Raw genomic sequence first — 23,453 nt, 5'->3', positions numbered from 1 at the left:
CCGCGGGAACGCGCCGGAGGCGGCGGCCGCCGCGCGTGGCCGCCGCGCATCCGGGCGGCGCCACCCCTAGAATCAGGTTCGGTTCAGGGTGAGCAGGGGAGTGGTGGTGCTGCGCGACGACACGGGGGCCGAGGTGCCCGTACCGGATCGGGTACGGCGGGTGGTCTCGCTGGTGCCCTCGCTCACCGAGACGGTCGCCGCCACCGATCCCGGGCTGCTGGTCGGCGCCACCGACTGGTGCAGCCACCCGGCCGGGCTGGAGGTCACCCGGGTGCGCGGCACCAAGAACCCGGACGTCGAACTCGTCCGGGCGCTGCGTCCCGACGTCGTGCTGGCCAACGAGGAGGAGAACCGGGCCCCGGATCTGGCCGCGCTGCGGGAGGCCGGGCTGCCGGTCTGGGTCACCGTCATCCGCACCGTGGACCAGGCGCTGGCCTCGCTGCGCCGCCTGCTCACCGGCGCCTGCCGGCTGCCCGTCCCCTCCTGGCTGGAGGAGGCCGAACGGGTGTGGGCGGCGTTGCCCGAGCCGGAGCGGCGCCGCGGTGCGGTGATCCCGGTGTGGCGGCGGCCGTGGATGGTGGTGGGCCGCGACACCTTCGCCGGTGACGTGCTGGCCCGGCTCGGCGTGGACAACCTGTACGCCGGCCATGCCGAGCGTTATCCCAGGATCGGCGTCGGCGCGCTGGTGGCCGCCCGCCCCGACCTGGTGGTGCTGCCGGACGAGCCCTACCGGTTCACCGCCGAGGACGGCCCGGAGAGCTTTCCCCAGATCGCCTGCGCCCTGGTCAGCGGACGCCATCTGACCTGGTACGGCCCCTCGCTGGTGACCGCGCCCCAGGTGCTGCGCGCACAGCTCGCCCAGGAGGTTCGATGAAGATCACCGCCGCCGTGCTGCGGGCCCCGCACGAGCCGCTCGCGCTGGAGGAGACCGAACTGGAGGGGCCGCGGCCCGACGAGGTGTTGGTGCGGCTGGTCGCCGCCGGCGTCTGCCACACCGACCTGGTGACCGCCGCCGGCCACGATCCGGCGGCGCCGCCGCTGGTGCTCGGCCACGAGGGCGCCGGGGTCGTCGAGGCGGTGGGCGCCGACGTCGAGGCCGTGCAGCCCGGCGACCACGTCGTGCTCAGCTATGGCTGGTGCGGGCTGTGCGCCAAGTGCGGGCAGGGCAGGATGGCCTACTGCGACAGCTTCCTGGAGCTGAACCACCACGGGACGCGGCCGGACGGCAGCACCGCCATGAGCCGGGACGGCGAGCCGATCCGGTCCCACTTCTTCGGCCAGTCGTCCTGGGCGGCCTACTCCCTGACGACCGAGCGCAACGTGGTCCGTGTCGCGTCCGACCTGCCGCTGGAGCACCTGGCGCCGCTGGGCTGCGGCGTGCAGACCGGCGCCGGGGCCGTGCTCAACGCGCTGCGGCCCCGCAAGGGCTCCTCCCTGGCGGTGTTCGGGGCCGGTGCGGTGGGGCTGAGCGCGGTGATGGCCGCCAGGATCGCCGGCTGTGAGCCGATCGTCGCGGTGGACCCCGACCCCCACCGCCGCGCCCTGGCCGAGGCGCTGGGCGCCACCGCCGTGGTGGACCCCACGGCGGGCCCCCCGGCGGAGGCGGTCGTCGAGCTGACCGGCGGGGTGGACCACGCCGTCGAATGCTCCGGCCTGCCCTTCGTGGTGCAGGCGGCGGTCGCCTCGCTGGCGACTCCGGGCATGTGCGTCACCGTCGGCTTCCAGGGGCGGGCCAACCCCGTCCGGCTGGACCAGACCATGCTGGTGATGGGCCGGGGGATCCGGGGTTCGGTCGGGGGCGACGCCATCCCGCAGCGCTTCATCCCCCGGCTCATCGAGCACCACCGGGCCGGTGAGCTGCCGGTGGAGAGGCTGGTGCGCACGTTCTCCTTCGCCGACGTCAACGAGGCGATGGCCGCCGCCCGCGACGGCGCGGCCGTCAAGCCGGTCCTGATCTTCTGACGGGAACATCGGCGCGCACCGCCGTGTTAGTGGGTTTCATGAAGCAACTGGACCTCTACGAGGAGTACCGCCGCGCCGTCGACTTCTTCGAGGCCAAGGACTACGCCGGGGCGAGCCGGATCCTGGCCCCCATCGCCGAGCGGGAGCCGGGCAACCGCGCGGTGACCGAGCTGCTGGGCCGCGCCCACTTCCACAGCGCTTCGCTCGGTCGGGCCGAGCGCGCCTTCCGCCGGCTGGTGGAGCTGGACCCGGCCGACGGCTGGGCCTACGAGGCGCTGGCCCGCACTCTGGAGCGCGCCGGACGCCCGGACGAGGCCGGGCGCCACCGCAGGCTGGCGCGGGCCCTCGGCGCCGAGTCCAGCGCGGAGATCGAGGTCTCGGTCACGGCCGCCGACCTCGTCTGAACCGTGTTCCGGGGGGCCGGTGCGCCCCCCGGAACGACGGGTCGGCCGGCATCTCAGTCGGTGTTCAGCCCCCAGCGGTTGCGCAGCGTCCGGTCGGCCAGCGCGAACAGCTGGTCGACCAGGATGCCGATGATCAGGATCACGATCATCACCGAGATCATCCGCTCGGTGTCCGACAGCTCGCGGGCGAAGTGCAGCAGGGTGCCCACCGACTGGGTGTCGCCGATGATCACCAGCAGCTCGCCGGCCATCAGGCTGCGCCAGGCGAACGCCCAACCCTGCTTGAGCCCGGCCACGAAGGACGGCAGCGAGGCCGGGATGATCAGGTGCCGGTACAGGCCCAGCCCGCGCAGCCCCATCACCTTGCCCGCCCGCAGCAGGATCGGCGGCGTGTAGTCGACCCCCGTGATCAGCCCGTTGGCGATGGACGGGGCCGCGCCCAGCACCACCACGAACAGGATCGCGCTCTCGCTGAGCTGGAACAGCAGGATGGCCAGCGGGAACCAGGCGATCGACGGCATGGTCTGCAGCCCGGTGATCAGCGAGCCGAAGGCCCGGCGCAGGATCATCGACCGGGACACCACCGCGCCGATCAGCACGCCGATCGCGGTCGCCACCGCGAACCCGATCACGGCCCGCTGCATGGTCAGCCCCACGGCGTCCCAGAACCGGCCGTCCGTTACCACGTTCCAGAACTCCGGCAGCACGTCGCGCGGGCCGGGCAGCACCCAGGGCTCCTTCCAGCCGCTGAGCACCACCAGCTCCCAGGCGCCGAGCGCGATCGCGACGGCGACGAGCATCGGCCACACCGCCGACCACAGCCGCGACAGCGGGCTCCGCCGGGCGCCGGCCGCCAGCTCCAGCGCGTCCAGCCCGGCCAGCTCCCGGTTGACGTCGGGCGATCTGCCGGTCCCGGGCTTGCGGGTCTCAAGCGCCATGACGGCCCACCTCCGCGCGCAGCCGGTCGGTGATCGTGGCGGCCAGCGTGGCGACCTCGGTGGAGTCGATCCGGCGGGGCCGCTCCATCGGCACCGCGAACTCCTCCACCACCCGGCCGGGCCGGCTGCTGAGCAGCACCACCCGGTCGCCGAGCCGCACCGCCTCACGGACGTTGTGGGTGACGAACAGGACGGTCAGCCCGCGCTCCCGCCAGATCCGCTCGATCTCGTCGTGCAGCAGGTCGCGGGTCATCGCGTCCAGCGCCCCGAACGGCTCGTCCATCAGCAGCACGGTGCCCCGGCCGCCGTCGCCGTCCTCGTCCACGGTGAGGGCCAGCGCGCGGGCCAGCGCGACCCGCTGGCGCATGCCGCCCGACAACTGGTGCGGGCGCTTCTTCTCGAAGCCGCTCAGATGCACCGAGGCCAGCAGCTCGGCGGCGCGGGCCCGGCGCTCCTGCCGGGGCACGCCGCGCTGACGCAGCGCCAGTTCGAGGTTGCCGGTGACGGTCAGCCAGGGGAACAGCGCGGGCTCCTGGAACATCAGCGCCACCCGGGCGCCGCCCACGTCGATGCTGCCCGCGGTGACCTTGTCCAGGTCGGCCACCAGGTTGAGCAGGGTGCTCTTGCCGCACCCGGAGGCGCCCAGCAGGCAGACGAACTCGCCCGGGGACACCTCCAGGGAGACGTTGTCCAGCGCGAGCAGCGCCGTGTCGCCGGAACCGAATGCTTTGGAGACGCCACTGAGCCGGACCGCTGCCGCGGTCCGGCTCGGCGTGGCCGTAGTGGCCTGGCTCATGCTGCCTTGACCTGTGCCTTTCCGCCTGCCTTCAGGACTTCGTTGAGGGTGGTGAGGTCGTAGATGCCGTTCAGGTCCACCGGCTCCAGCAGATCGACGGCCTCGGCGTTCTTGGCGCCGGTGAGCAGCGAGGAGGCGACCGGGTCGGTGGTGAAGGTGATGTTCTTGAACGCCGCGTCCAGCACGTCGTCCTTGATCGGCTTGCCCGACAGCTTGGTCAGCTGGGCGTTCACCGACTTCTTGGCCTCGTCGGGGTTGGTGTTGATGTAGTCGGTGGCCTCGACGGTGGCCTCGATCAGCTTGCGCACCGTGTCGGGGTGCTCCTTGGCGAAGTCGGTCCGCACGATCAGGTGGGTGACCACGAACTTGCCGCCCGGCCACAGGTCCTTCTCGTTGAGCAGCTCCTTGCCGCCGCTCTCCAGGATCAGCCGGGAGGCGAACGGCTCGGGCACCCAGGCGCCGTCGATGGCGCCCTGCTTGAAGGTGTCGATGGTCTGCGAGTTCTCCTGCGGGACGATCTTGATGTCGCCGCTGCCGTCCTTGTTGGCGGTCAGCCCCTTGGACTTGAAGTACGACCGCGCCGCCACGTCCTGGGTGTTGCCGAGCTGCGGGGTGGCGATCTTCTTGCCCTTCAGGTCCTCGATGGACTTGATCTCGGGCTTGACCACCAGCGAGGCGCCGCCGGAGGCCGCCCCAGAGATGATCTTGATGCCCTGGCCCTTGGACTTGGCCCAGGCGTTGATGGCCGGGTTGGGGCCGATGAACGTGGCGTCGACGCCCTTGGCGAACAGCGCCTCCACCGCCGCGGGGCCCGCGTTGAAGGTGGCGGTCTTGGGGGCGGTGCCCAGGTGCTTGGCGAAGATCCCCTTGTCCACCCCGACCAGGGCGGTGGCGTGCGTGATGTTCGGGAAGAAGCCCAGCTTGAGCTGGCCGTCCCCGCCACCGGAGCCGCCGTCGTCGTCGGAGCCGCCACAGGCGGCCAGCGCCCCCGTGCCGGCGAACAGGAGGAGGGCGGCCGCGACGGTGCGTCGCTTCAGCGTGCGTAGCATTGGACAGTTTCCCTACTAATCATGTCGGTTAGCCGCGAGTAGTAGACAATATCGATAGGGATTAGGTCAAGTCGCTCGCCGGACACGGATCGATAACGCGGATTGGTCGGTGGCGCCTGATATGCCGGGAGCGGCGTGCCAGTTGGTCGGCGCCGAGGGGCCCCGGCTAGGCTCTGGGAGGAACAGCTCAGCCGTCATCACCAGGGAGTGATCCGTGTCCTCGATCGAGGCAGTGTTCGCTCGGGAGATCCTCGACTCCCGCGGAAACCCCACCGTCGAGGTCGAGGTGCTCCTCGACGACGGGACCGAGGCCCGCGCCGCGGTGCCCTCCGGCGCCTCCACCGGCCAGTTCGAGGCCGTGGAGCTGCGCGACGGCGGTGACCGGTACGGCGGCAAGGGCGTGGAGCGGGCCGTCAAGGCCGTCAACGACGAGATCGACGAGGCCCTGGTCGGCTACCTGGCCAGCGACCAGCGGCTGGTCGACCAGCGGCTGATCGACCTGGACGGTACCCCGGACAAGTCCCGGCTCGGCGCCAACGCCGTGCTGGGCGTCTCGCTGGCGGTGGCCAAGGCCGCCGCCGAGTCCGCCGAGCTGCCCCTGTTCCGCTACGTCGGCGGGCCCAACGCGCACCTGCTGCCGGTGCCGATGATGAACATCCTCAACGGCGGCGCGCACGCCGACACCAGCGTGGACATTCAGGAGTTCATGGTCGCCCCGATCGGCGCCGGCACCTTCCGCGAGGCGCTGCGCTGGGGCGCGGAGGTCTATCACGCGCTCAAGGCCGTGCTCAAGGGCCGCGGCCTGGCCACCGGGCTGGGCGACGAGGGCGGCTTCGCCCCCGAGCTGCCCAGCAACCGCGAGGCGCTGGACCTGATCCTGGAGGCGATCGGCCGGGCCGGCTTCACCCCCGGCACCGATATCGCGCTGGCCCTGGACGTGGCCGCCACCGAGTTCTGCTCCGACGGCGTCTACTCCTTCGAGGGCGGCAAGCGCAGCGCCGAGGAGATGGCCGCCTACTATGCCGAGCTGGCCGACGCGTACCCGCTGGTGTCCATCGAGGACCCGCTGGACGAGGAGGACTGGGACGGCTGGCGGGCGCTGACCGAGCGGCTGGGCGACCGGCTCCAGCTGGTCGGCGACGACCTGTTCGTCACCAACCCCGAGCGGCTGGCCCGCGGCATCGGGGCCGACACCGCCAACGCCCTGCTGGTCAAGGTCAACCAGATCGGCACGCTCACCGAGACCCTGGACGCGGTGGCGCTGGCACACGGCAACGGCTACCGCTGCATGATGAGCCACCGCAGCGGCGAGACCGAGGACACCACCATCGCCGACCTGGCGGTGGCCACCAACTGCGGCCAGATCAAGACCGGCGCCCCGGCGCGCAGCGACCGGGTGGCCAAGTACAACCAGCTGCTGCGCATCGAGGAACTGCTCGGCGACGCCGCCCGCTACGCCGGTGCCGCCGCGTTCCCGCGCTTCGGCTGGAACGGCTGACCGCCCCGCCGTGCCGGGCGAGCGTAGTCCCTCGCCGGCCGCCGGACGCCCCGCGTCCCGGCGGCCCGGCGGCGGCCATCTGACCGGCCGTGCGGCCATCCTGGCGCTGGTGGTGTGCGCTATCGCGCTGACCCTGGCCTATCCGGTGCGCGAGTACATCGCCCAGCGCCAGGAGATCGCCGAGCTGCGGCACCAGGAGCGCCTGGCCCAGCAGCAGGTAGAGCGGCTGCAGCGCCACCAGAAGCGGCTGGCCGACGAGTCGTACATTAAACAGGAGGCCCGGCGGCGGCTGCACTACTGCATGCCGGGGGAGAAGTGCTTCGTCGTGCTGGACGGCGGCGGCGGTGACGACCGCCCGCAGCAGCCCGGCGCACGGCAGCGGCCGCCGTGGTACCAGACGCTGTGGCGGTCGGTGGAGACCGCCGACGGCCGCTGACCCGGCGCGATTGTGAGGAAGGCTTGAGCGAGCGACCCGAGGGCGAACCCGGCGGCCGCGGCCCGGGTGAGCCGGTCCGGCGCGCCGACCTGGCCGCCGTCGCCGCGCAGCTGGGACGACAGCCGCGCGGGGTGCGCGCGGTGGCCCACCGCTGCCCGTGCGGGCTGCCCGACGTGATCGAGACCACCCCGCGGCTGCCCGGCGGCACGCCCTTCCCGACCCTGTTCTACCTGACCTGCCCCAAGGCGGCCTCGGCCATCGGCACCCTGGAGGCGAGCGGGCTGATGCGCCGGATGCAGGAGCGGCTGGCCACCGACCCGGACCTGGCCGCCCGCTACCGCGCCGCCCATGACGACTACCTGCGCCGCCGTGCCGAGGCGGCCCGGGACGAGGGTGTCGAGCCGCTCCCGCCGGGCACCCAGAGCGCCGGCGGCATGCCCGAGCGGGTCAAATGCCTGCACGCCCTGGTCGGCCACGAGCTGGCCGTGCCGGGCGTCAACCCGTTCGGCCGGGAGGCGCTGGACGCGCTGCCCGACTGGTGGTGCGAAGGACCCTGCGTACAGACCGAGGAGGCCCGATGACCCGGGTGGCGGCCGTGGACTGCGGGACCAACTCGGTCCGGCTGCTGATCGCCGACATCGCCGACGGCAGGCTCACCGACCTGGAACGCCGGATGGAGATCGTCCGGCTGGGCGAGGGCGTGGACGAGACCGGGCGGCTGGCGCCGCAGGCGCTGGAGCGCACGTTCACCGCGATGCGCGCCTACGCCAAGCTCATCGACGTGCACGGCGCCGAGAGCACCCGGGTGGTGGCCACCAGCGCCACCCGCGACGCGGCCAACCGGGCCGACTTCGTCGCCGGGGTGGTGGACATCTTCGGCGTGCAGCCGGAGGTCGTCACCGGTGAGGAGGAGGCCGAGCTGTCGTTCCTCGGCGCCACCCGCGAGCTGGCCGAGCTGCGCCCGCCGCGCCCCTACCTGGTGGTGGACATCGGCGGCGGATCGACGGAGTTCGTGCTGGGCTCCTCCCACGCGCAGGCGTCCCGTTCGGTGGACATCGGCTGCGTACGGATGACCGAGCGGCACGTGCGCGACACCGGTGGCGCGCCGCCCAGCCCGGAGCGCATCGCCGCCGCGGTGGCCGACATCGACGGCGCGCTGGCCGACGTCCGGCGACGCGTGCCGGTGGACGAGGCGCGCACGCTGGTCGGCCTGGCCGGCTCGGTCACCACCGTGGCCGGGATGGCGCTCGGGCTGACCGAGTACGACCCGGCGCGCATCCACCTGTCCCGCATCACCGCCTCGCAGGTCCACGAGGTCACCCGCGACCTGCTGCACATGTCCCACGACGAGCGGGCGGCGGTCGGCGTCATGCACCCCGGCCGGGTCGACGTGATCGGCATGGGCGCCCTGATCCTCGACCGGATCATGCGCGAGTACGGCTTCGGCGCCGTGGTGGTCAGCGAGCACGACATCCTCGACGGCATCGCCTGGTCGCTGGCCTGACCGGAACGATCCCATCCGGCCCCATCCGGCCCCATCCGACCGGCGGGCCGGGCAGGGGCTGTGCGAGGATCGGGCCGTGACCACCGTGAACGCCCCCTTCGTCCCGCCGGGCAGCGGATGGCCGGGTGACCCGGCGACCCCCGGCACGCCCGTCGCCCGCACCCCGCAGGAGGTACGGGAACTGGCCGACCGGGCGCCGACGCTGCACGAGTTGTGCGCCCGCGAGTCGGTGTGCCGGGCCTGCCCCCGGCTGGTGGAGTGGCGCGAGCGGGTGGCGGTCGAGCGGCGCCGGGCGTTCGCCGACCAGGAGTACTGGGGACGGCCCATCCCCGGCTGGGGCGAGGAGCGGCCGCGCGTCCTGATCGTCGGGCTGGCCCCGGCGGCGCACGGCGGCAACCGCACCGGGCGGATCTTCACCGGTGACCGCAGCGGCGACTGGCTGTTCGCATCGCTGCACCGGGTGGGTCTGGCGGCGCAGCCCACCAGTGTCCACGCCGCGGACGGGCAGCGCCTGCTGGGCACGCGGGTGGTGGCCACGGTGCGCTGCGCCCCTCCCGACAACAAGCCCACCCCGGCCGAGCGCGCCACCTGCCTGCCCTGGCTGGAACACGAGGTGGCGGAGGTGGCCCCGAGGGTACGGGCGATCGTGGCCCTGGGCGGGTACGCCTGGCAGGGCGTGTGGCCGGCGCTGAAGAAGGCGGGATACGAGGTGCCTCGGCCGCGCCCCCCGTTCGGCCACGGCGTGGAGGTGGAACTGACCCCGCCCGCGGGATCGGGGCCGGGACCGGTGACGCTGCTGGGCTGCTACCACCCGAGCCAGCAGAACACCTTCACCGGCCGGGTCACCGAGGAGATGCTCGACGCGGTGTTCACCCGGGCCCGTGATCTGGCGGACCCGCCGGCCGCCTAGCGCCGGAAACCGCCGGGAACCCGGGGGAGCGGCCGGTCTGGCCCGTGGTGCGGGCCGGGTCAGGGCCTTGCCCAGCGGCGTGGCCGCTGAGGCCCCCGTCGGGCCCTGACCCGCCGACGCTCCCCGTACACGAGGTGAGATGCCGATGCGGGGCCCGGGGTTCGGAGGAACTCCTGGTTTTTCTGTGAAGATCCGGACGCCGCCCCCGGCGGCGGGAGCGCGGTCCCGGTGCGGATGAGGCCGGTGGTTGCGGGTACCGGAGCCCCATGCCTGCTACGAACGCGCGAAAGACCACCCGAGTGCTGATCGTCGGCGGCGGCTACGTCGGCATGTACACCGCCCTGCGGCTGCAACGCAAGCTCCGCCGTGAGATCTCCCGAGGCCAGGTGCACATCACCGTCATCGACCCCCAGTCCTACATGACCTACCAGCCGTTCCTGCCCGAGGCGGCGGCCGGCAACCTGGAGCCCCGACATGTGGTCGCCCCGCTGCGCCGGGTGCTCAACCGCTGCACCATCCTCAACGGCCGCGTGCTGAGCATCGACCACGCCGCGCGGCGGGCCAGGGTCCGGGTGGTGGGCGCCGAACTGATGGCGGACGGCGAGCGGGAGCTGACCTACGACCGGCTGGTGGTGGCCCTCGGCTCGGTCTCCAAGACGCTGCCGATCCCTGGCCTGAGCGAGTGCGGCATCGGCTTCAAGACCCTCGGCGAAGCCATCTACCTGCGCAACCACGTCCTCGCCCAGATGGACATCGCGGCGTCCAGCGAGGACGAGCGGGTCCGCCGCCGGACCCTGACGTTCGTCTTCGTCGGCGGCGGCTACGCCGGGGTGGAGGCGCTGGGCGAACTGGAGGACATGGCCCGCGACGCCTGCAAGTGGTACCCCGCCATCACGCCCGGCGACATGCGCTGGGTCCTGGTCGAGGCCACCGGGCGGATCCTGCCCGAGGTCGGCGAGGAGATGGGGCGGTGGACGGTGGAGACGCTGCGCCGCCGCGGCATCGAGGTCAAGCTCGGCACCCAGCTCAAGTCCGCCGAGGACGGCACCATCGTGCTCAGTGACGGCGAGGAGTTCGAGTCCGGCACGCTGGTGTGGACCGCCGGGGTCAAGCCCAACCCGGTGCTGGCCGCCACCAGCCTCCCGCTGGACGAGCGGGGACGGCTCAAGGTCACCGCCGAACTGGTGGTGGAGGGCGTCGAGGGCGTCTACTCCGCCGGGGACAACGCGGCGGTGCCCGATCTCACCAAACCCGGCCAGTACTGCGCGCCCAACGCCCAGCACGCGGTCCGGCAGGCCCGCCGACTGGCCGACAACCTCGTGGCCGACCTGCGGGGTCAGCCACGGCAGCCGTACCGGCACGCCTACGTCGGCTCGGTGGCGAGCCTGGGGCTGTACAAGGGTGTGGCGAACGTCTACGGCACGAAGTTGCGGGGGTTCCCCGCCTGGTTCCTGCACCGCACATACCATTTGTCGCGGATGCCGACGATCAATCGCAAGGCCCGGGTGACCGCGGACTGGACGCTCTCGACGTTCTTCCGCCGTGAGATCGTCTCGATGGGCGAGATCCATCGTCCACGGGAGGAGTTCGCGCTGGCCACCGGCCGGCGCGAGGCATCCCTCCAGCGATGACAGGGAGGTGGGCCTGGCATGCAGGACGGTGTCGCCCCACGGCTCGCGCCGCTGCTCACCAGGATCCTGCTCGGCCCGGAGCACTCCGGGGACCGGGACGCGCAGGTCGCGGCGGCCGAGCTGCCGATCAGGGTACGGGCCTGGGACGGCAGCTCGATCGGCCCGGACACGGCCCCGACGTTCGTGATCCGGCACCGGCGGGCGCTGCGCCGGATGCTGTGGAAGCCCGGCGAGATGGGCCTGGTGCGTGCCTACGTGGCCGGTGAGCTGGACATCGAGGGCGACATCTTCGCCGCGCTGGGCGCCGTCCAGCGGGTGATGCGGCACGGGGACGAGCCGATCCGGCTGGGCAGCGACGACAAGCGCGAGATCGTGCGCACCGCCGTGATGCTCGGCGCGGTCGGCCCCGAGCCCAAGCCGCCGCCCGAGGAGTTCCCCACCGGGCGTCACACCGACAATCCCGGCTTGGCCGGGCCGTTCGGGGAGTCGGCGGCCTTCTTCCGGCTGCTGCTGGGGGACAGCCTGGCCTACGGTTGTGGCGACTGGGAGGGTGCCCGGGACCTCGACGAGGCCCAGCGCGCGATGCGCGAGGCCGTTACCTCCCGGCTCGGCCTCTTCCCTGGGGCCCGGGTACTCGACCTGAACTGCGGATGGGGCGCGTTCGCCTTCCACGCCGCCACGCGGGAGCCGGTGCGCGTGGTCGGCCTCGTCCGGTCCCGGGCCCAGGCCGACCACATCCGGCGGCGCGCGGCGGAGGAGGGGCTGTCGGACCGGGTGGAGCCGCGGCTGGGCGACCTGACCGCGGCGGGCGACGGCCCGTACGACGCGATCGTGGGGCTGGGCGGCGCCGACCTCGGCGGCGGGGTCGGCTCGGCCGCGCTGCCCGCCGCCCGGCTGTACGAGCTGCTGGCCCCCGGCGGGCGGTTGCTGGTGCAGCAGACCCTGCGCAGGCCCGGCCCGCACCACGTGCGTCGCACGTTCACCACCAGCTACATGTTCCCCGAGGACGGTGAGCTGCGCCCGCTCGGCGAGGTGGTCTCGCTGCTGGAGGAGGCCGGGCTGGAGGTGCGCGGGGTCACCGCGCTGCGCGAGCACTACGCCCGCACGCTGCGCTCGTGGGCGGCCGGCCTGCGCCGGCACTGGACCGAGGCCGGTGAGCTGGCCAGCCCCGGCCGGGCCCGGGTGTGGCTGCTGTACCTGGCCGCCTCGGCGCTGGCCTGCGAGAGCGGCCGGATCGGCGTGCACGAGATCTACGCCGTACGCCGCGACCGGGACGGCCGGGCGGGGGAGAGCCTGGTGGACGCGCTGGCGGTGCACGGCGCCGGACGGTGAGGGCGTGTCGCCGGGCCTTCGCCGGCCCCGGAACGTGGGTGAATTGCGGGGACTCGCCAGGCTTTAGGAAATAGCTGGACCCGGAATGGGCAAAAGCCGGTCTCGGTCCAATATCGGAGCGCGTTTCTTTCCCGTCGGTTTCGATAGGCTGGCGCCGCCCCCGTGGCCCAACGGGAGAGGCGGGCCCCCTAAAAGGGCCTTTGGTGTCGGTTCGAATCCGACCGGGGGCACCAGCATCGATACCGACCCGTCACGTCCCGGGAACTCTGCGGGCCGCTGCGACGTCTACACTTGTCGAACGACTGTGTAGTTCGGAGGCCAACATGGACAGCCGGAACCCCGCCTTCCGGAGCGACCGCTTCGGCCAGCACATGGGTCAGGGGCAGGCGCCCACCCCGCAGATGTTGCAGGACATGTACAACCAGCCGGCGTACACGCCGCCGGCGCAGCGCACGATGACCTACGACGACGTGGTCGTCAAGAGCTTCCTGGCGCTGGGCACCCTGGTGTTGACCGGAGCGCTGACCTGGGCGTTCGTCCCGCTGCAGACGGCGCTGGCGGTGGCCGTGGTCGCCTTCCTGCTGCAGTTCGGGCTGGCGATGTTCATCAGCTTCGGGCAGAAGGCCAACGCGCCGCTCGTGCTGGCGTTCGCCGGTCTGTACGGCGTCGGTGTGGGCGCGATCAGCCACTACTACGAGACGCTCTACAGCGGAGTGGTCCTCCAGGCGGTGATCGGCACCGCGCTGGCGTTCGCCGCGATGCTGGCGGTGCACTCGCTGCACGTCATCCGGGTGACGCCCAAGCTGACCCGGTTCGTCGTCGCCGCCGGTTTCGCCATGGTCGGCCTGATGCTGGTCAACCTGGTCATCTCGCTGTTCAACGACACCGGCATCGGGATCCGGGAGAACGGCCCGATGGGCATCACCTTCAGCGTGGTGGCGATCCTGCTCGGCTGCTTCTTCCTGCTGCTGGACTTCGACACCATCGAGCAGGGGGTGCGCGCCGGGGCCCCGGAGAAGTTCGCCTGGTACTGCGCGTTCGGCCTGGTGCTGAGCCTGGTGTGGATCTACCTGGAGCTGCTGCGGCTGCTGTCGTACTTCCGCGACTAGCCCGCGCGACCGGCTCGCGAGGCGACACTCGCGAGGTGACATGAGTCGGCCCCCGCCGGAATCCGGCGGGGGCCGACTCATGTCCGCGGCGGGGCACGCCCGCGCTAGTAGTGACGCAGGCGCCGGGTGCGCTCGTGCTCCCGGACGAGGGCGGTGGCGTAGCCGTGCGAGATCCCGTGCTCGTCGGCCAGCCAGTGTGAACGTTCCGTGCAGCGCAGGAACGACGGCCCGTTCTCGATGGTCTCGAACCACTCGGGGAGGTCACGTCCCGTGACCGCTGGGATGCGCGCGAGGAGCTTGGTGTGCGTTTCCGGCGAGTGGCTCAGTGACATCGGCACCTCCAGGTCGCAGGGCTCTTCCTGTTGACTCTGCAACACGGCTCACAAAGTGACAACCCCCTAACGGGGACCTATCCAATCCGTAACGTAGATCATTCTTGGTGACGGCGAGGCGGCCCGCACGACGTACGGGCCGCCTCGGTGAGCCGGGCCCGTCGGACCGGTGGCAGCGGCGTGGCGTCAGCTCAGGCGCTCGAGCACCATGGCCATGCCCTGGCCGCCGCCCACGCACATGGTCTCCAGCCCGAACTGCTTGTCGTGGAAGCGCAGGCTGTTGATCAGCGTGCTGGTGATCCGCGCACCGGTCATGCCGAACGGGTGGCCGACCGCGATGGCGCCGCCGTTGACGTTCAGCTTGTCGATGTCCACGCCGAGGTCCTCGGCGGACGGCAGCACCTGGGCGGCGAACGCCTCGTTGATCTCCACCAGGTCGATGTCGTCGATGGTCATGCCGGCCCGGGCCAGCGCCCGGCGGGAGGCCTCCACCGGGCCCAGGCCCATGATCTCCGGGGACAGCCCGCTGACCCCGGTGGACACGATCCGCGCCAGCGGGGTGATGCCCAGCTCGGCGGCCTTGGTGTCGCTCATCACGATCACCGCGGCGGCGCCGTCGTTGAGCGGGCAGCAGTTGGCGGCGGTCACCGTGCCATCCGGCCGGAACGACGGCTGGAGCCCGCTGACCTTCTCCAGCGTGGTGCCGGGCCGGGGACCGTCGTCCTTGGTCACGGTGCTGCCGTCGGGCAGGATCGCCGGGGTGATGTCCTGCTCCCAGAACCCGTTGGCCAGGGCCTTCTCGGCGAGGTTCTGCGAGCGCACACCGAACTCGTCCTGGGCCTGCCGGGAGACGCCGCGCAGCGAGGCCACGTTCTCGGCGGTCTGCCCCATGGCGATGTAGACGTCGGGGATCTGGCCGTCCTCGCGCGGGTCGTGCCAGACCCCGGCGCCGCCCTCGGCGGCCTTGGCGCTGCGCGCCTCGGAGTCGGCGAACAGCTCGTTCTTGGTGTCGGGCAGGCCGTCGCTGCTGCCCTTGGCGAAGCGGCTGACCATCTCCACCCCGGCCGAGACGATCACGTCGGCCTCGCCCGCCCGGATCGCGTGCATCGCCATCCGGGTGGTCTGCAGCGAGGACGAGCAGTAACGGGTGATCGTCGCGCCGGGCACCTGGTCCCAGCCCAGCAGGACCGAGACCACGCGGGCCATGTTGTAGCCCTGCTCGCCGCCGGGCAGCCCGCAGCCCAGCAGCAGGTCGTCGATGTCGTCGGCGCCCAGCTGCGGCACCTTCGCCATCGCGGCGGTGACCATCTGCGCGGTCAGGAGGTCGGCGCGCAGATCCTTCAGCGACCCCTTGAACGCGCGTCCGATCGGCGAACGGGCGGTCGAGACGATGACGGCCTCGGGCATATCGGTCTCCCTTGTGGTCGGCGACCGGTGTTACTGTCCGGTCATAAGGGCAACCTAGTCGCTGCCGCCCGTTCCGCACACGTCGGGGTGGGGCTTTATTGACCCTTTCATCCAATAAGTGCACGCTTACGTCACGTACCGAAACCGGCCTGGTCAGCCGTACATTCCGGGGATCGTCGTGGTGGTGTCGCGCACAGCGTGCAGCACCCCCTGCTCGTCCCGCCACACCCGCCATCCGTCGACCGCGCCGGTGTACCAGGCCGGCGGCGGGCCGGGGTCGGCCACCCTGCGCCCGGTGCCCAGGTCGTAGGCGCACAGCGGGGCGATCGGGTAGAACCCGCGGTGCCCCTCGATCCGCAGCTCGGCGGGGTTGACCGTGCAGAACGACCAGGCGCGTAGGCCGCGTGCCGGCACCTCGGCCCCGCGCCGCAGGTCGAACGCTGTCCCCCGGCCGTTCTGGGAGAGGAAGCCGAGCTTGGACAGGTCGTCGGGGAAGGCCAGCCACCACGCCGTCCTGGGTGCCCGGTCGGCCGGCACCCGCGCGATGGTCCGGCCGGTGCGCGGGTCGAGCTGCGCGAAGCCGCCGTACCCGCCCCTGGCATCGACCTCCCGGGCCATCAACGAGACCGCGGGACTGGCGCCCGGATACACGCGCAGCAGCCGCTTGCGCGTCCACACCGGCCTGCCGTCGGCCATCCGCAGCCCGAAGAACCCGAACGCCGACAGCGGGCGGCCCTTGGCCTCCTGATAGGGGGCCAGATAGCCGACCATGGTGTCGCCGAGGGCGGTGAACGACCAGCCGCCGGACAGCGCGACCCCCTCACCCACCGCGCGCTCCACCGGGAACGACCACAGCGTCCGGCCCGTCCGCAGATCACGGCTCTCCAGCACCGGATGCCGGGCCATCCGGTACACCACCGCACGCCGCTCGTCGGACGCCTCGACCTCGGCGACCCCCGGCATGCTCCACAGGGTGCGGCCGGTGGCGGAGTCCAGCGCCACGAACCGGGCGTTCCTCGCGGTGGTGAACTCCGACATGCACAGCTGCGGGCCGCAGCGCACCGGGCCGAACGTCGAGTCCACCGGCCTGGTCCACCGCTGCGCGCCGGTCCGCGCGTCCCGGACCACCAGCGTCGCCCGCCCCCGTCCGGACCCGCGGGGCTCCAGGGCGGCCACCACCGGCGCCCGGGCCGGCCCCGCCACCGCGGGCGGCTGGACGCCCATCCCCGGCAGCCGCCCGGCCATCGCGGCCGGCTGCGACCACCGGCGCCGGCCGGTCGCCAGGTCGTATACGGCGGTCTCCAGCCGGCCGTCGGGCCGCAGCCCGGTCACCGCCGTGACACCGCCCCGGCTCATCGGCCGGCTGACCGCGTTGACCGAGGTGTCCGACCAGGCCGCGACGGTCTCGGCGACATGGCCGCCGGCGCTGCCGGTGCATCCCGCGGTGCCCAGCAGCACGGCCCCGATGGCCAATCGTGCAGAACTGACTGCGGACGGTAGTCGAAAGATGGCGTGCGGGACCATGGGCTGACTCCTGGGGGTCTGCGGGACGCTTGCTGGGTCGGACGTCGCCCGGGGTACGGGCGCCGGTCAGATGGCGCCCGTCGGACCCGGCGCCACCTCGGCCGCCGGACCGTCGGCCTCGTCGTCGGCCGGCGCGCCGCGGCGCCGCAGCAGGGTGGCCCAACGGCCCCGGGGACCGCGCTCACGGCCCGCGACCCGGGTGCCGGCCACCTCCATGCCGGGCTCCTCAGCGGCCTCGGCCGCCGCGAGATAGACGGGCAGGACGCCTACGCCGCGGCTGGGATCGGGCATCAGCTCGGGTTCCTCGGGCTCCAGCCCCAGCGCGGCCGCCATCGACGGTAGCAGCGCCATGGCCGCCGCGGCGTAACCTCTCGCAGACGGATGGTAACGATCCTTGGAGAACATCTCGCCCGGCTCGGCGGCGAACTCCCGTCCCAGCAGGTCCCCCAGGGACACCGAACGGGCGCCCCGCTCCACCACCGCGATGGTCTGGGCGGCGGCCAACTGCCGGCTGGCCCGCTGGGCGATCCAGCGCAGCGGCTGCATCAGCGGCTCGACCGACCCCAGGTCCGGGCAGGTACCGACCACCACCTGGCAGCCGGCCGCCAGCAGCCGCCGCACCGCGTCGTCCAGATGGCGCACCGACACCGCCGGGGGGATCCGAGCGGTCACGTCATTGGCGCCGATCATGATGACCGCGATGTCCGGCCGGGCCGTCAGCGCCTGGGTGACCTGGCCGTCCAGCACCTCGCTGCGGGACCCCGAACGCGCCACGTTGGTCAGCCGCACCGGCCGGCCGGCGATCGCCGACAGCCCGGTGGCCAGCAGTGCGGCCGGGGTCTCGTCCGGCCGGTGCACGCCCAGCCCGGCGGCGGTGGAGTCGCCCAGCACCGCGAACGAGACCGGCTCGCCGGGCAGCGCCGCACCGTACAGCCCGTCGGCCACCGGCGGGTCCCCGTTCGGGGTGGCCTGGATGATCCGCCGGGCGAGCCTGGCCTCCAGTACGACCAGGCCGAAGGTCAGCCCGCCCAGTGCGGTGATGCCGCCGCCCCCGTAGACCGCCGCCGTCGCGATCCGCCGCGCCGTCAGTGCCCTCAGCATCGCTCACCCGCCCCGTCCCAGCCAGCCGTGTCGATCACACGGCGTGACGACCCTGTGAAGGTGTGATCCCCTCGTACGCTGTTGTCGGCTACCGTCAGGTAGAGAAATCTATCCGACCGTGCGTGCTGCGCATCGCAGGTGCACGGTGTGGAAACGTGGGCGCAACATCTCTTCGCGCCCCGATCCGACAAGGACGTCGACCGTGCGTGTTCATGATTCGCTGACCGAGCTGATGGGCGACACCCCGCTCGTCCGGCTGCGCAAGGTGACCGAGGGACTGGCCCCCCAGGTGCTGGCCAAGGTCGAGTACTTCAACCCCGGCGGCTCAGTCAAGGACCGCATCGCGGTCCGGATGATCGACGCCGCCGAGGCCTCCGGGCGGCTGCGCCCCGGCGGGACCATCGTCGAGCCGACTTCCGGCAACACCGGCATCGGCCTGGCCATCGTGGCGCAGGAACGCGGCTACCGCTGCGTGTTCGTCTGCCCCGACAAGGTCGCCCAGGACAAGATCGACGTGCTGCGGGCCTACGGCGCGGAGGTGGTGGTGTGCCCCACCGCCGTGGCCCCCGACCACCCGGAGTCCTACTACTCGGTGTCGGACCGGTTGGCCGCCGAGATCCCCGGGGCCTGGAAGCCCAACCAGTACGCCAACCCCCACAACCCGCGCTCGCACTACGAGACCACTGGCCCGGAGCTGTGGGAGCAGACCGACGGCCGCATCACCCACTTCGTGGCGGGCATCGGCACCGGCGGCACCATCAGCGGCACCGGCCGCTACCTCAAGGAGGTCTCCGGCGGCCGGGTGAAGATCATCGGCGCCGACCCGGAGGGCTCGGTCTACTCCGGCGGCACCGGCCGTCCCTACCTGGTCGAGGGCGTCGGCGAGGACATCTGGCCGGAGACCTACGACCGCGACGTCTGCGACGAGATCCTGGCGATCTCCGACAAGGACTCCTTCACCATGACCCGCCGGCTGGCCCGCGAGGAGGCGCTGCTGGTCGGCGGCTCCTGCGGGATGGCGGTGGTCGCCGCGCTGCGGGTGGCCGAGCGGGCGGCCCCGGACGACGTGATCGTGGTGCTGCTGCCGGACGGCGGGCGCGGCTACCTGTCCAAGATCTTCAACGACGACTGGATGGCCAGCTACGGCTTCCTGTCGACCCCCACCGAGGAGGCCCGCATCCGCGAGGTGCTGGCCCGCAAGAACTCCGGGCTGCCGCAGTTCGTGCACGTCCACCCCTACGAGACGGTGGAGGCGGCGATCTCGGTGATGCGCGAGTACGGCGTCTCGCAGCTGCCGGTGATGAAGGAGGAGCCGCCCGTCATGGCCGCCGAGGTGGTCGGCGCCATCCGGGAGAGCGACCTGCTGTCCGCCCTGGTCAGCGGGCACGCCAAGCTCGCCGACCAGCTCGATGTGCACATGGCCGAGCCGCTGCCCATGGTCGGCGCCGGCGACCCGGTCAGCAAGGCCGTCGGCGTCCTGGAGAAGGCGGGCGCCGCCGTGGTCCTGGACGACGGCAAGCCCACCGGCCTCATCACCCGCCAGGATCTGCTCGCCTACCTCGCGAGTTAATGGTCGCGGGCGTGTTCATGGTCGCGGCTCCGCCGCGACGGCTCGCGGGCGTGCTTATGGTCGCGGCTTCGCCGCGACGGCGAGCGGGCCTGGGGACGCGCGGTCTTCCCTCGTCGCGGTGAAGATCGCTCGTTCCTCGCGATCTTCACCGCTCCTCAGTCCAGACCGCGCGGGCCCGCTCGCGGGTGGTCTTCAAGGCCGAAGGTGCAGGGTCTTTGGAGTACCGCTCGCGGGTGGTCTTCGGTACCGGAGGGGTGCGAGGTCTGGGGTGGGGGAGCTGTAAGGCTTGGGGAAAGGGGAAGGGCCCGCGAGAACGCGGGCCCTTCTCATGTCGGGTGCCGGGGCGCGGGCGGGCGGCCTGCGCGGGCGGCTCTCTGTGCCGCCCGGCCGCGCCCCGGCGGCTCTAGCGGTGTCCGGCGGTCTCCGGGGCGAACCGGTCGTCGGACGCCGGTGGGGCCTTGGGCGTCTTGGGCTCGTCGCCGTGGCCCGGCCACCAGGCCCGGTGGCCCAGCAGGGCGGTGACGGCCGGCACCAGGAAGATCGCCATCACGAAGGCCGACAGTGCGATGCCGAGCGCGATGGAGAAGCCCATCTGCTGCAGCATCGAGACCTTCGCCAGCAGCATCACCGAGAACGTGCCGGCCAGGATCAGCCCGGCGGCGGCGACCGTCGGGCCGCCGTGCTCGACCGCCAGCGCGGCGGCCTTGCGCGGCTCGTTGCCCTCCTTGGCCTCCTCGCGCAGCCGGGCGGTCATCAGGATGTTGTAGTCGGTGCCGATGGCCAGCACGAACAGGTACAGCATGATCGGCAGGTGGAAGATCTCGCCGGGCTTGTCCATCAGGCCCTGGAAGACGTACACCGCGGCACCCAGGGTGGCGGCGAAGCCCAGCAGCACCGCCGGGACCAGGTACAGCGGCGCGACCACCGAGCGCAGCAGCGCCAGCAGGATCAGCGCGATGAGCACCCCGGCGACCGGCAGGATCACCGACAGGTCCCGGTTGACCACCTTGTTGATGTCGCCGTAGATCGCGGTCTCGCCGCCCACCAGCACCTTGGTGCCCTGTGGCGCGACGTCGTGGACGGCCGGCCGCAGCTCGTTCTTGACCAGGTTGACCGCGTCGTTGTCGACCGGGTTGCCCTTGAGCACCAGGTTCACCCGGGCCACCGCGGGGTCCTTGCTCCGCTCGGCGGGCTGAACCCCGCCGACGCCCGGCAGGCTCATGGCCCGCTGGCCGAAGGCGTCCAGCTCGGCCTTGCTCAGCGGCTGCCCGTCGGTGGACTGGACCATCACCTGGACCGGGGTGTTCTGACCGGCCGGGAAGCCCTTCTGCAGGTCCTTCATGGCCTGCGCGGACTCGGTGTCCTGCGGGAAGCTGGACTGGAAGTCGTAGTCGGACTTGAAGCTCATCGCCCCGACGGCCAGCGCGACCAGCAGGGCGGCCGAGCCGAGGGCGACCAGGGCCGGGCGCGCGCCGACCAGCCGGCCCAGCCGGGCCGACGTGGTGGCCTTGGGCTGCTTCCTCCACGACCTCGACGGCCAGAAGACCGCGGTGCCCAGCAGCGACAGGATGGCCGGGAACAGCGTCAGCGAGGTGATGCCCATCACCAGCACGCCGATGGCCAGCGACGGGCCCCAGGCGGCGAAGATCCCGAAGGAGGCCAGCATCAGCACCAGGAAGGTGGCCGCGATGGCCGCCGCCGCGGAGGTGATGACCTCACCGACCCGCTCCACCGCGACGATCAGCGCGGTCTTCTTGTCATCGCCGGCCCGCAGCCGCTCCCGGTAGCGGAACAGCAGGAACAGGTAGTAGTCGGCGCCGACGCCGAACAGCACGATGGTCAGGATGATCTGCAGGCTGTCGTCACCGGAGAAGTCCAGCAGCTTGGAGGCGGCGCCGATCAGCTTCATCGACACCATCTCGGTGGCGAAGATCACCACGATCGGCAGCACCGCCGCCAGCGGGGCCCGGAAGATCAGCAGGATCAGCCCGATGATCAGCGCGAAGGTGGCAATGGAAATGATCTTGAACGAATCGGTGAAGGAGTCCTCGTTGTCGACGAACGCGGCGACCTCGCCGCCGACCTTGGCCTGCAGCCCGGTGCCCAGTTCCTTGGGCAGCTGGGTGCGGATGTCCTTGATCGCCTGACTCTGCTTCTTGGCGGCCTCGCCGGTGGCCGCCTCCATCGGCACGCTGATCAGCTGGATGGCCTTGTTGGGCGCCACCGCCTGCGGCCCGGTCACGAACCCCTGGACCGTCGGGTACTTCTTGGCCGTCAGGTTCTGGGCCGCCCGGGTCACCTTGGCGGTGTCGGCCGGGGTGATCTGCCCGCCGTCGCCGCGTTGCACCACGATCAGTGCGGTCATCGCCGCCTGTTGCGGGAACGCCTTCTCGGCCAGCTCCGCGGCCTGGACGGACTCGTACCCGGAGGGCAGGAACTCGCCCTGGTCGGATTCGGTTTCAAGACTGGGGGACAGCCCGATGATGACCGCCGCGGCGACCAGCCAGGCCGCGATCGTCCACCACGGGTGTCTTACGACGACGCGTGCCAGTGCAGCGAACATCCGCGCCTTCCTTAGTGGGAACTTTGTTGATTACCCCCAGAACGGTACGGGTCAGATCAATGGTGCGAGTCGGTCCGGGCGGGGAAATCCGAAGTGATACCTGGGAGGGAGCACCTCCTCCTCCAGGAGGGGAGAGGGCCTACTAACCTCGTGTTTCATGGACAAGGACGTTCAACAGGGCTTCGAGACACTGGCCATCCACGCGGGGCAGGAACCCGACCCCACGACCGGTGCGGTGGTACCTCCGATCTATCAGGTCTCCACGTACAAGCAGGACGGCGTGGGCGGGCTGCGCGGCGGCTATGAGTACAGCCGCTCGGCCAACCCGACGCGCACGGCGCTGGAGGAGTGCCTGGCGGCTCTGGAAGGGGGAGTGCGCGGGCTGGCGTTCGCCTCTGGCCTGGCCGCCGAGGACGCGCTGCTGCGCACCCTCTGCGTGCCCGGCGACCACATCATCGTGCCCAACGACGCCTACGGCGGCACGTACCGGCTGTTCGCCAAGGTGTACGAGCGCTGGGGGGTCGCCTACGACCCGGTGCCGCTGGGGGACCTGGACGCGGTGCGGGCCGCCGTCCGGCCCGACACCAAGGCGATCTGGGTGGAGACGCCGACCAACCCGCTGCTCGGCGTGGCCGACATCGAGGCGCTGGCCGCCGTCGCCCGGGACACCGGGGCGCTGCTGGTGGTCGACAACACCTTCGCCTCCCCCTACCTGCAGCGCCCGCTGGACCTGGGCGCCCACGTGGTCGTGCACTCCACCACCAAGTACCTCGGCGGCCACTCCGACGTGGTCGGCGGCGCGCTGGTGACCTCCGACGCGGAGTTGGGGGAGCGGCTGGCCTTCCACCAGAACGCCATGGGCGCGGTCGCCGGCCCGTTCGACGCCTGGCTGACGCTGCGCGGGATCAAGACGCTGGGCGTGCGGATGGACCGGCACTGCGCCAACGCCGTCGCGGTGGCGGACATGCTGACCCGCCACCCGGCGGTGCGGACGGTGCTCTACCCGGGGCTGCCCGACCACCCCGGGCACGAGGTCGCCGTCAAGCAGATGCGGGCGTTCGGCGGGATGGTGTCGTTCCGGATGGCCTCCGAGGAGGCGGCCGTGCGGGTGTGCGAGCGCACCGAACTGTTCACCCTCGGCGAGTCGCTGGGCGGTGTGGAGTCGCTCATCGAGCATCCTGGACGCATGACGCACGCCTCGGCGGCGGGCTCTCCACTGGAGGTCCCCGCCGATCTGGTGCGGCTGTCGGTCGGCATCGAGAACGTCGAGGACCTGCTGGCCGATCTGCGGAGCGCACTCGGTTGACCGGGCAGGCACCGGCCACGGCGGTCGATCTTGATCTGGACAAGGTCAAAATTCCGCCGGGATTGCGCTAGGTTCCTCCTC

21 protein-coding genes and 1 tRNA gene are annotated in these 23,453 nt (G+C 72.1%); 14 read left to right on the top strand and 8 right to left on the bottom strand.

Annotated elements, in window-relative coordinates; translation table 11 throughout:
• Positions 1-109 precede the first annotated feature (109 nt).
• The 3 genes from C4U03_RS14855 to C4U03_RS14845 are packed head-to-tail and all read left to right on the top strand — an operon-like array spanning position 110 to position 2,366.
• A complete protein-coding gene (locus C4U03_RS14855) occupies positions 110-874 on the top strand; it encodes a helical backbone metal receptor (protein WP_103938529.1) in 765 nt (254 codons plus the stop codon).
• Entirely contained in the window at positions 871-1,962 is a 1,092-nt protein-coding gene (locus C4U03_RS14850) for an NAD(P)-dependent alcohol dehydrogenase (RefSeq protein ID WP_103938328.1), read from the top strand. The genes C4U03_RS14855 and C4U03_RS14850 overlap by 4 nt, the downstream gene beginning before the upstream one ends.
• Positions 1,963-2,000: 38 nt before the next feature.
• Positions 2,001-2,366, top strand: a complete 366-nt coding sequence (locus tag C4U03_RS14845) for a tetratricopeptide repeat protein (RefSeq protein WP_103938327.1) — start codon at positions 2,001-2,003, stop codon at positions 2,364-2,366.
• Positions 2,367-2,419: 53 nt separating this feature from the next.
• On the opposite strand, the gene C4U03_RS14840 is transcribed toward C4U03_RS14845, so the two are convergent.
• From C4U03_RS14840 to C4U03_RS14830, 3 genes are read right to left on the bottom strand one after another with little or no spacing between them, the layout of a single operon-like run.
• Positions 2,420-3,304 carry an ABC transporter permease gene (locus C4U03_RS14840; RefSeq protein WP_103938326.1) on the bottom strand — a complete coding sequence of 295 codons (885 nt, stop codon included), beginning with the start codon at positions 3,302-3,304 and terminating at the stop codon, positions 2,420-2,422.
• Positions 3,294-4,100, bottom strand: a complete 807-nt coding sequence (locus C4U03_RS14835) for an ABC transporter ATP-binding protein (RefSeq protein WP_103938325.1) — start codon at positions 4,098-4,100, stop codon at positions 3,294-3,296. The genes C4U03_RS14840 and C4U03_RS14835 overlap by 11 nt, the downstream gene beginning before the upstream one ends.
• On the bottom strand, positions 4,097-5,149 hold the full coding sequence (locus C4U03_RS14830) for an ABC transporter substrate-binding protein (RefSeq protein WP_103938324.1): 1,053 nt from the start codon (positions 5,147-5,149) through the stop codon (positions 4,097-4,099). The genes C4U03_RS14835 and C4U03_RS14830 overlap by 4 nt, the downstream gene beginning before the upstream one ends.
• Before the next feature lie 214 nt (positions 5,150-5,363).
• Here C4U03_RS14830 and eno point away from each other — a divergent pair, with 214 nt between their 5' ends.
• The 9 genes from eno to C4U03_RS14785 all read left to right on the top strand — a co-directional run bounded on the left by eno (position 5,364) and on the right by C4U03_RS14785 (position 13,569).
• A complete protein-coding gene (gene eno, locus C4U03_RS14825; protein WP_103938323.1) occupies positions 5,364-6,647 on the top strand; it encodes a phosphopyruvate hydratase in 1,284 nt (427 codons plus the stop codon).
• A 10-nt stretch (positions 6,648-6,657) separates the two neighbouring features.
• Positions 6,658-7,083, top strand: coding sequence for an FtsB family cell division protein (locus tag C4U03_RS14820; RefSeq protein ID WP_103938322.1), 426 nt, complete (start codon positions 6,658-6,660; stop codon positions 7,081-7,083).
• A gap of 23 nt (positions 7,084-7,106) precedes the next feature.
• Positions 7,107-7,664: a DUF501 domain-containing protein gene (locus C4U03_RS14815; protein WP_103938321.1), complete on the top strand. Its 558-nt coding sequence runs from the start codon at positions 7,107-7,109 to the stop codon at positions 7,662-7,664.
• On the top strand, positions 7,661-8,587 hold the full coding sequence (locus C4U03_RS14810; protein WP_103938320.1) for a Ppx/GppA phosphatase family protein: 927 nt from the start codon (positions 7,661-7,663) through the stop codon (positions 8,585-8,587). The genes C4U03_RS14815 and C4U03_RS14810 overlap by 4 nt, the downstream gene beginning before the upstream one ends.
• A 76-nt stretch (positions 8,588-8,663) precedes the next feature.
• Positions 8,664-9,497 carry a uracil-DNA glycosylase gene (locus C4U03_RS14805; protein ID WP_103938319.1) on the top strand — a complete coding sequence of 278 codons (834 nt, stop codon included), beginning with the start codon at positions 8,664-8,666 and terminating at the stop codon, positions 9,495-9,497.
• 266 nt (positions 9,498-9,763) lie between these two features.
• Complete coding sequence (locus C4U03_RS14800) at positions 9,764-11,128, top strand: NAD(P)/FAD-dependent oxidoreductase (RefSeq protein ID WP_103938318.1); 1,365 nt, start codon at positions 9,764-9,766, stop codon at positions 11,126-11,128.
• A gap of 18 nt (positions 11,129-11,146) precedes the next feature.
• The gene (locus tag C4U03_RS14795; protein WP_103938317.1) at positions 11,147-12,460 is read left to right on the top strand and encodes a class I SAM-dependent methyltransferase; all 1,314 of its coding nucleotides are present in this window, start codon (positions 11,147-11,149) and stop codon (positions 12,458-12,460) included.
• Between the two features lie 156 nt (positions 12,461-12,616).
• Positions 12,617-12,693, top strand: a tRNA-Leu gene (locus C4U03_RS14790).
• Between the two features lie 90 nt (positions 12,694-12,783).
• A complete protein-coding gene (locus C4U03_RS14785; RefSeq protein ID WP_103938316.1) occupies positions 12,784-13,569 on the top strand; it encodes a Bax inhibitor-1/YccA family protein in 786 nt (261 codons plus the stop codon).
• Between the two features lie 104 nt (positions 13,570-13,673).
• Here the strand turns inward: C4U03_RS14785 and C4U03_RS14780 are convergent, their stop codons facing one another.
• The 4 genes from C4U03_RS14780 to C4U03_RS14765 all read right to left on the bottom strand — a co-directional run bounded on the left by C4U03_RS14780 (position 13,674) and on the right by C4U03_RS14765 (position 17,933).
• Positions 13,674-13,901, bottom strand: a complete 228-nt coding sequence (locus C4U03_RS14780) for a DUF4287 domain-containing protein (protein WP_103938315.1) — start codon at positions 13,899-13,901, stop codon at positions 13,674-13,676.
• Between the two features lie 186 nt (positions 13,902-14,087).
• Positions 14,088-15,308 carry an acetyl-CoA C-acetyltransferase gene (locus tag C4U03_RS14775; RefSeq protein WP_103938314.1) on the bottom strand — a complete coding sequence of 407 codons (1,221 nt, stop codon included), beginning with the start codon at positions 15,306-15,308 and terminating at the stop codon, positions 14,088-14,090.
• Positions 15,309-15,461: 153 nt separating this feature from the next.
• On the bottom strand, positions 15,462-16,781 hold the full coding sequence (locus C4U03_RS14770; RefSeq protein WP_235017866.1) for an outer membrane protein assembly factor BamB family protein: 1,320 nt from the start codon (positions 16,779-16,781) through the stop codon (positions 15,462-15,464).
• A gap of 117 nt (positions 16,782-16,898) precedes the next feature.
• Positions 16,899-17,933, bottom strand: coding sequence for an SGNH/GDSL hydrolase family protein (locus C4U03_RS14765; RefSeq protein ID WP_103938312.1), 1,035 nt, complete (start codon positions 17,931-17,933; stop codon positions 16,899-16,901).
• A gap of 202 nt (positions 17,934-18,135) precedes the next feature.
• Here C4U03_RS14765 and C4U03_RS14760 point away from each other — a divergent pair, with 202 nt between their 5' ends.
• A complete protein-coding gene (locus C4U03_RS14760) occupies positions 18,136-19,503 on the top strand; it encodes a cystathionine beta-synthase (RefSeq protein WP_103938311.1) in 1,368 nt (455 codons plus the stop codon).
• A gap of 403 nt (positions 19,504-19,906) precedes the next feature.
• Here C4U03_RS14760 and C4U03_RS14755 read toward each other — a convergent pair whose 3' ends face one another.
• Positions 19,907-22,066 (bottom strand): MMPL family transporter, encoded by a 2,160-nt coding sequence (locus tag C4U03_RS14755; RefSeq protein ID WP_103938310.1) that lies wholly within the window; start codon positions 22,064-22,066, stop codon positions 19,907-19,909.
• Positions 22,067-22,223: 157 nt separating this feature from the next.
• Here C4U03_RS14755 and C4U03_RS14750 point away from each other — a divergent pair, with 157 nt between their 5' ends.
• Complete coding sequence (locus C4U03_RS14750; RefSeq protein WP_103938309.1) at positions 22,224-23,372, top strand: cystathionine gamma-synthase; 1,149 nt, start codon at positions 22,224-22,226, stop codon at positions 23,370-23,372.
• Positions 23,373-23,453 lie beyond the last annotated feature (81 nt).

Origin of the sequence: Thermomonospora echinospora, from assembly GCF_900108175.1 — a bacterium.
Classification (GTDB): Bacteria; Actinomycetota; Actinomycetes; order Streptosporangiales; family Streptosporangiaceae; genus Thermomonospora; species Thermomonospora echinospora.
This window is presented reverse-complemented; position numbering and strand designations above follow the sequence as displayed.